The following is a 7,019-nucleotide window of genomic DNA, read 5'->3' as shown; positions in this document are numbered from 1 at the left end:
GCACCGTGGTAGAAACTTGCTCTAAGTAAGCCGCAGACTGGCCCTGTCCGGGCTTTTCCGTACATAGAGCGAACAGGGCGGGGCTTTCAGCCCGCTGTTCGCTGCCTTTTTTCTTTCGCCAATATTACTCCGCAGAGGGGCTTTGCTACCCGCTGGCTGCGCTATTTTTCTTTTCCGCTAAAGATACATTTGAAAAGCCGTCAGCTACCCGCTGGACAGAGATTTTTCAAAATTTCTTTTGCCTTAGTAATCCGGGAACGGGGATTTTGGCAACCGGCGGGACAGAAAAATTTTGCTTTCACTTCCTACAACGGAGAGATTTTGAAAATGCCAAATATCCGGGCGGGAAAATTTCTCCCCTCATTTACTACTACAACCGGCAGGGGGCAAAATGGCCGGGAGCCAGAACGGGCAACAAAAAAAGCAGCAAATCTTTTTCAGACTTACTGCTTTCGCTGGTCGCCGGTGGCGGCTGGTATTCAGTTTTGAAAGTTTAGGGCTGGCTGGTATGACGATAACGCGTTTAGCAAATAAAAACTTCTCATCTCAAATCAAAAAGAATACTTTCATAGTCCTTTACAAAATACTTTATATTTGTGCGTCCTTTCTGAATAATTGTGTGGCCTTCCGCTTCCAACTTTTCCTTTTGTGCCTCTACACCGCCGGGATATTTTGCGTTCAATTCCCCGTTTGCCTTTAAGGTTCGCCAATACGGGGTTTCATCTTCAGAACGCTGGTAACTCGCCCATGCTGCAATAGATACAAAAATCCCGGCTGTAATAGGCTCTGTGAAATCCGCTCCATTCAGTTTAGCAAAATATTCACGGATTTTTCCGACAGTGATTACTTTGCCATAAGGAATTAGTTTCATCACTTTATCATATTCGATTGGTGGGGCAAAATACATTCTGCTTCCGCCATATTTCTCAATGCTTTTCTGGTCGGTAATAATCTGAAATTTAGGCATATCCTTGCTATCATGTAGCATGGCATTAAAATCTTTTTTATCTTCATTCGCCATCTCTCAACACCTCCTGCCTTAATTATAGTGGAGCAGATTATTCCATGCAATGAGACGGTTTGAAAATCAGCTTGATTTTTTTCTTGTCTGACATTGGATATAACTCAACGGTCAAAGCGAAATTTGAACAGCGCGGCAATGAGCCGCTGCTTCACATAGTCCTCCACCTCGGAGTTGACCTGTCCGTTTATTTTGGAGAAGTAGCGGATATATCCGGCGTAGTGGGAAAGAACCGTGTCGATTGCGTCCGGGTCGCCCTCATGGGCTTTAACGATTGTTTCATAGGGGAGAAGTTTACTCATGGTCGTTTCCCTCCATGAGCTGGCTGGAGAGGACAGAATGAATGTCATTTGAGTACGTCCGTTCTCGGAAACATATCCACTTCGCTTTTGGCACTATCGGTATACGGGAACATATCCAATCTCTCTCTGGAATGTATACCATACTTTTAAAAGGCAGAATAGCATTTTAACTTATGCTACCCTACCTATAACTAAACATTTACAGTTGCATGTGGCCTATTGTTTTTAGCCGTTAAATATTTTATAACTATTAAATAGCGATACAAATTGTTCGAAACTAATATTGTTTATATCATATATTCTCGCATGTTTTAAAGCTTTATTAAATTGATTTTTTGTAAACAGTTTTTCATACTCTTTGTTAACCCATTTCATTACAAAAGTTTCATATTTTTTTCTCTCTTTAAATGCCATTTTTGCTGGCTTTCTTTTTAATACAATTAATGCGCTATCCACTTTAGGTTTTGGATGGAAATAATACCTAGGAATTTTTGCTAATATAGAAATATCTACCTCTGCCATTAACAGCAATGCTAGTGATCTGTTTGTATCTAATAACCTTTTAGCAAAACCATATTCCACTATTAAATAACTTATTGTGGCTGAACTTTCAAAAACAATTTTTCGAATTATATTTGTGCTTATGTTGTAAGGTATGCTGCCAAATATTTTATATGGATTGTGGCTAGGAAATGTAAATTTCAGTATATCATCATTTACTATTTGATAGTTAGGATAATTTAAGAGCTTATTACGAGTTACCTCACATAATTTAGAATCAATTTCTATCGCCGTAACAAAATTACATCTCTTTACCAATTCAGCAGTAAAATGACCTTTCCCTGCACCTATTTCAAAGATGTTATCTTTTTCATCTAAACTTATGCAATTCATTATTTTTTCTATGTGATATTTTGAAGTAATAAAATTTTGACTATCTTTTATATTTACTTTGTTCATTATAACCTCTCCTTAAAGGTAAGCGCCTAATATAAGGGTATCTGTTCGCTTGGTCATATATTTGCCATAATAGTAGTAATCACATATGCCAGCATTTTACTCTATGATCCGGCGCTAGGATCTAGCAGTAAGCAAGCATTTTACTACAATTATGGAGGTTACATTTATGCAGACAGAAAGACGAACTGCCGATGAGCAATACCGGCTCATCATGGAATGTCGCAGCAGCGGACTAAGCGATTTTCAGTGGTGCAACGAGCACGGGATCAAACCCGGTACATTCTACAACTGGGTCAAGCGGCTTCGCAAAAAATCCTGCTATGATATTCCGCCGGCAACAGGCCGGGGAGGCTATAAGCCTTCGGAACAACAGGATGTTGTCAAACTTGAAATCGTTGACCAGCCTGTTCTGCACGAAGAGACACCACAGCTTTTAAGCGTGCTTCCGGATCATACGGATACAAACTGTATGGAAGCAACTGCTGAGATCAAACTCGGCTCCGCCCTGATCAGGATTTCAAATGATATAGATCCGGCACTTTTAGCACAGATCATCCGGTCTGTGGGAGGTGCATCATGCTAGGCGACATTACAGCTGCAACAGATATTTATATCATTTGTGGCTACACCGATATGAGAAAATCAATCGATGGTCTGTGCGCCATCATCAGAGACCAGCTTCACTTTGAACCGGAGCATACCACCGCGCTCTACCTTTTCTGCGGCAGACGCAATGACAGGATAAAGGCACTCCTTCATGAGAATGACGGTTTTGTGCTTTTATATAAACGCCTCGATCATAACACCGGAAAATACCGGTGGCCACGTAACCGTGACGAGGTGAAAACCATTACATGGAGGCAGTTTGACTGGCTCATGTCCGGTCTTGAGATCGAGCAGCCAAAGGCAATAAAAAGTGCCTGAAACGCTTGATTTTTCTAGGCTTTTGCACCTGTTTATGGTACAATAGAAGTATCAAAAAACGGAGCAGAAGACCATGCCTTCAGGAGTAAAAGATATCCAGCTCTTAGAGCTTAAGGATACAATCTCACAACTGAATAAAACAATCAGCACTCAGAACGAACTCATAAGTTCATTGCAGAAGATGCTGGAAGAACGCAATGCGAAGGACAGTGAAAAAGACCTTCTGATCGCGAATCTCCAGTCTCAGCTTGCGTATCTTAAGAACAAGGTCTTTGGCTCAACCAGTGAAATACGCCATGACCAGCTGGACGGACAGCTGAATCTGTTCGGTACACCCGTCGGTGATGAAAAGCCTGCGGAAGTGATCGAACCGGAAGTGATCAGCGTCAAGGGGTATACCAAAGAGCGGAAACCCAAGGCAACCTATGATGACAAGTATAACTCTGTGCGCTCCATTTGTAAACATTTTTTTACGGATATAGTAGGACTGTCTATCAAATTTTTCTGTGTTTCTTTACGACACATGAGCATTGTTGCAGGGGATCAAGCAGTAGCCGATAAACTCCTGCAAAGTAACAATGTCCTCCGGGTACAGCAGCCCATCCAGGAAGGAAATCCACAATGCAGGCTTCGGCGCATCCGGCTTATAAGCGACCGGTAGTCGGCTCCGCACAATCTCCGGCTTTCCGGGAATAAAGCTGCCATCCAGCATCAGCGTGCCGTTGGAAAGATGAATCCGGTCTGGTAGGAGAGGGAAATCATCTACCTGTGCGGCCAGCTTCATCACTTCCAGAATGTTGCTGACCTTCCGGGGGATATTGTTCACGGCGCAGCATTTCAGCCGTTCAAAGATTTCTCCCCGCAGCGGCAGGTCATCGGTCACTCTGCCATCCGGTGTGAAAAATGCCCGGTTGGAATAAATGATTTTGTGGCTACTCAGAAACTCGTCGCAGAATACCGCTTCATTGATATTTGTCCCATCGAACCAAACCGGCAGATTAGGATCAGTCCATTTCCTGCTCTTTGCCATATGCTCGTTCCTCCTTTTTCAGCCGGTTCAGACGTTCTTCCAGCCTGTCTATGGTACCGTCTTCTTTCAGCATATCTACCGTTTTAACCCGGACCTCCAGTTCTTCAAATGTCAGTACATCCACCAGATACTCCGCACGATCCAGCATCTGGCAGGCTTCCACAAAGCGGTCATCCCATTCTTCCTCCGGGCTGGAAGGAGCATATCGCTCCTTCCAGTCCTCCAGCAGGTGCAGATAACCGCACAATACCCGCTGACAGTGCATCTCATCTCTCTGAAATGCCTTTGCCAGCGGGTATTCCGGCTTTTTCAGCGCAGCAGCTGCGGGCGGCTTGTCCGGGTCAAGTCCAAAATCATGCGCCAGCTTTTTCGCCGCCTCATAGCTGCCCAGGCCAAACAAACGGGCGGTGAACTCAATCACATCGCCGTGAGCCCCGCAGCCAAAGCAGTAGAAATAATCCTTGTTCAGTTTCATGCTGGGGTGCCGGTCATCGTGGAACGGACAGCGGCACATCCCATTCCGCTGCACCTCCACTCCGTAGTGTTCGGCAGCCTGCGGGACGGTCACGTTTGCCTTTACAAATTCGTAGATACTCATGTGTTTTCCTCCTTGATTTTTCGTACAGGTTTTCCCTGTCACTTCAATGTACGGAGAAAAAGGGGCCATCCCGAAAAATCCGTCAGTTTTGCAAGAAACAAAAAAGCAGCCCTGAAATCTTGCAAAAATGCAAAACCTCAGAGCGGCAGATGTTCACAAAGATATGTTGATATTATTCCGGTTATGGAATATAATTTATATAGAATCAGGAAAGGACATAATAAACCATGAAATACCTTTCTACCTTTGAAGCAGCAGAGAAATGGGGGGTATCGCCCCGGCGTGTCGGCGTTCTCTGTAATGAAAACCGCATCCCTGGCGCACAGCGAGCAGGCTGCCGCTGGATCATCCCGGAAAATGCGGAAAAGCCAAAAGACGCCCGCATCAAAAGCGGGAAATACATCAAGAAAAACTGAGAGGGGGCTTGGATATGGAGCAGCGGTATCTTCCCAGCACGCCGCAGCAGCGGTTGCAGGACTTGATGAAGGAACATAAAATTACGCAAGCGGTTCTGGCCAAGAAAATCGGAGTTACCGAAAGCACTCTGAGCCGTTTTATCAACGGTACGAAGGATACGCTCAGCCTGGATCAGATGATTAGCATTGCCCGCATCTTCAATGTTTCTACCGATTTTCTCCTGTGCATGACTGATGTCCCTGACCGGAAAAACTATGACATTTCCGAGCTGGGATTGTCCGCTGAAGCGGCACGGAACCTTTATACCGGCAGAACCAATCCGCAGGTGGTAAGCCGTCTGCTGGAAAACCGCCGCTTCGCCCAGCTTACCAATATGATTGCGCTGTATTTTGATGATACCCTTGCCTCTGGTTTTGCGGTGCAGAATCAGATAGTTCAAACGCTCAGTTCCATGCTGTTGGGAACAGGAAAAGAACAGCCTGATGCCAGGAAAGCGGCCCAGCAAGCAGCACAGACTGCATTACTGAATAAGGTGCCCGTCTATCAGGCAGACCTGACCAATATCCAAAATCAGTTTATGGCTGTTTTGCGGGAGATCAAAAAAGAAATCGGCACGGAAACAGGGGAGCCGCTGACCAAAGAAATGGTGGAACAGATGTATTCGGAAACGATGAAAGGGCAGGATGCACTGCATCCATCTGTTTCGCCGGAACAGTTTGTGGATCTGATTATTGCCAGTGTCTCCGGGATGGAGCTTGCCGATGCCGATTCTCTGGGGGAAGTGCGGCAGGCACTGCTTCACATGGTACAGCGGATGGCGGAACAGGATCATGAAGCCAAAAACAAATGAGCAGCTCTGCGTACTGGCACAGCGAGGGGATGCACAGGCGCAGGAGCAGCTGGTAAAAAACAATCTGGGATACATACAAAAGCTTGCAAATGAACTGTATCAAAGCGTAGGGCTGGGCAACAGTGAGCTTGGCATCGACCACGATGATCTGATTCAGGAGGGAAGCATCGGCCTTTTACGGGCTATCTCCCTGTACGACCCTGACAAGAAAATAAAGTTCTTGACCTATGCCGGACAAGCCATCCGCAACGCCATGATGGATTTGATTTCCGCCGCCTTTGCCACCTTTGAGCAGCGGCTGCAATCAAAAGAGGATGGATTTCCTATGGAACGGATCAATCTGGATGATCTGCTCCCCGGCGAGGACTCCATGCAGCGTTCCGAGCTGATCGCTGATCCGTATGCCGCTGAGCCAGAGAAGATCCTGATTGAAGAAGAAAACCGGCGGGAGCTGTACGAGGGACTGAGACGCATTCCCGCAAGAGACAGGGCATACCTCCTGTACCGATTTGGCTTTGAGGACGATCTGGAACACCCTCTGATTGGGACGGCGTTGCATTTCCATCTCAGTGAAAGTCGGGCAAAGTCAACCGAGGCTCTGGCGCTGGACAATCTATGGCTGGAACTGCCGTGGTGGTTTTAACGATAGATGCTGCGGCAGGACGGGGGCTTTTGATATACCTTTGTTCCGCTGCTGACCGGCTGGAAAAAGCTGCTTTCTGCACCTTCTTCCAGCCTTTTCCTGTTGCTCAGACTGCCCCATTTATAGGGCAACCTTTCCCACCAGAACGCCGGAATTGCAGCACAGATTCAAGGGTGTGCTACATTTCCGGCTGCCATCCGCTCTACAAAGGTATAACACACTAGACTTTCCTGCGGAAAATTGTGTGCCAACAGGGATGCTGCTCGCCCCTATT

12 protein-coding genes and 1 pseudogene are annotated in these 7,019 nt (G+C 46.0%); 7 read left to right on the top strand and 6 right to left on the bottom strand.

Going from position 1 to position 7,019, the window contains the following annotated elements; genetic code table 11:
• Nucleotides 1–266 precede the first annotated feature (266 nt).
• The gene (locus ACQRBH_RS08090; RefSeq protein ID WP_158024444.1) at nt 267–497 is read left to right on the top strand and encodes a hypothetical protein; all 231 of its coding nucleotides are present in this window, start codon (nt 267–269) and stop codon (nt 495–497) included.
• A gap of 44 nt (nt 498–541) precedes the next feature.
• On the opposite strand, the gene ACQRBH_RS08085 is transcribed toward ACQRBH_RS08090, so the two are convergent.
• From ACQRBH_RS08085 to erm(G), 3 genes are all read right to left on the bottom strand, one after another.
• The gene (locus ACQRBH_RS08085; protein ID WP_075704894.1) at nt 542–1,021 is read right to left on the bottom strand and encodes an MGMT family protein; all 480 of its coding nucleotides are present in this window, start codon (nt 1,019–1,021) and stop codon (nt 542–544) included.
• A gap of 104 nt (nt 1,022–1,125) precedes the next feature.
• Nucleotides 1,126–1,323, bottom strand: a complete 198-nt coding sequence (locus ACQRBH_RS08080) for a helix-turn-helix domain-containing protein (RefSeq protein ID WP_075704895.1) — start codon at nt 1,321–1,323, stop codon at nt 1,126–1,128.
• Between the two features lie 225 nt (nt 1,324–1,548).
• On the bottom strand, nt 1,549–2,283 hold the full coding sequence (erm(G), locus tag ACQRBH_RS08075; protein ID WP_014387027.1) for a 23S rRNA (adenine(2058)-N(6))-methyltransferase Erm(G): 735 nt from the start codon (nt 2,281–2,283) through the stop codon (nt 1,549–1,551).
• 166 nt (nt 2,284–2,449) lie between these two features.
• Here erm(G) and tnpA point away from each other — a divergent pair, with 166 nt between their 5' ends.
• The 3 genes and pseudogenes from tnpA to ACQRBH_RS08060 form a co-directional block, all read left to right on the top strand.
• Nucleotides 2,450–2,866, top strand: a complete 417-nt coding sequence (tnpA, locus tag ACQRBH_RS08070; protein ID WP_075704896.1) for an IS66 family insertion sequence element accessory protein TnpA — start codon at nt 2,450–2,452, stop codon at nt 2,864–2,866.
• Complete coding sequence (gene tnpB / locus ACQRBH_RS08065) at nt 2,860–3,207, top strand: IS66 family insertion sequence element accessory protein TnpB (RefSeq protein WP_075704897.1); 348 nt, start codon at nt 2,860–2,862, stop codon at nt 3,205–3,207. Before tnpA ends, tnpB begins: the two co-directional genes overlap by 7 nt.
• A 73-nt stretch (nt 3,208–3,280) precedes the next feature.
• Nucleotides 3,281–3,598 (top strand): annotated as a pseudogene (locus ACQRBH_RS08060) (IS66 family transposase); the annotation flags it as partial.
• A gap of 123 nt (nt 3,599–3,721) precedes the next feature.
• Here the strand turns inward: ACQRBH_RS08060 and ACQRBH_RS08055 are convergent.
• Together ACQRBH_RS08055 and ACQRBH_RS08050 are read right to left on the bottom strand one after the other, a co-directional pair.
• Entirely contained in the window at nt 3,722–4,237 is a 516-nt protein-coding gene (locus ACQRBH_RS08055) for a hypothetical protein (protein ID WP_427761312.1), read from the bottom strand.
• Nucleotides 4,212–4,835 (bottom strand): CHC2 zinc finger domain-containing protein, encoded by a 624-nt coding sequence (locus ACQRBH_RS08050; protein ID WP_216521465.1) that lies wholly within the window; start codon nt 4,833–4,835, stop codon nt 4,212–4,214. The genes ACQRBH_RS08055 and ACQRBH_RS08050 overlap by 26 nt, the downstream gene beginning before the upstream one ends.
• 227 nt (nt 4,836–5,062) lie before the next feature.
• Between ACQRBH_RS08050 and ACQRBH_RS08045 the strand changes: the two genes are divergently transcribed.
• From ACQRBH_RS08045 to ACQRBH_RS08035, 3 genes are read left to right on the top strand one after another with little or no spacing between them, the layout of a single operon-like run.
• A complete protein-coding gene (locus ACQRBH_RS08045) occupies nt 5,063–5,251 on the top strand; it encodes a helix-turn-helix domain-containing protein (protein WP_022358551.1) in 189 nt (62 codons plus the stop codon).
• A 14-nt stretch (nt 5,252–5,265) separates the two neighbouring features.
• Nucleotides 5,266–6,102, top strand: coding sequence for a helix-turn-helix domain-containing protein (locus ACQRBH_RS08040; RefSeq protein WP_022358550.1), 837 nt, complete (start codon nt 5,266–5,268; stop codon nt 6,100–6,102).
• On the top strand, nt 6,083–6,745 hold the full coding sequence (locus ACQRBH_RS08035) for a sigma-70 family RNA polymerase sigma factor (protein ID WP_216521463.1): 663 nt from the start codon (nt 6,083–6,085) through the stop codon (nt 6,743–6,745). Before ACQRBH_RS08040 ends, ACQRBH_RS08035 begins: the two co-directional genes overlap by 20 nt.
• Here the strand turns inward: ACQRBH_RS08035 and ACQRBH_RS08030 are convergent.
• Nucleotides 6,742–6,876: a hypothetical protein gene (locus ACQRBH_RS08030; protein WP_427761311.1), complete on the bottom strand. Its 135-nt coding sequence runs from the start codon at nt 6,874–6,876 to the stop codon at nt 6,742–6,744. The two genes, ACQRBH_RS08035 and ACQRBH_RS08030, sit on opposite strands and share 4 nt — an antisense overlap.
• Nucleotides 6,877–7,019 lie beyond the last annotated feature (143 nt).

It is taken from the genome of Bariatricus sp. SGI.161, from assembly GCF_050313695.1.
GTDB lineage: Bacteria > Bacillota > Clostridia > Lachnospirales > Lachnospiraceae > JAFBIX01.
The sequence above is the reverse complement of the archived record's forward strand: the minus strand, read 5'-3'. Positions and strand labels throughout refer to the sequence as shown.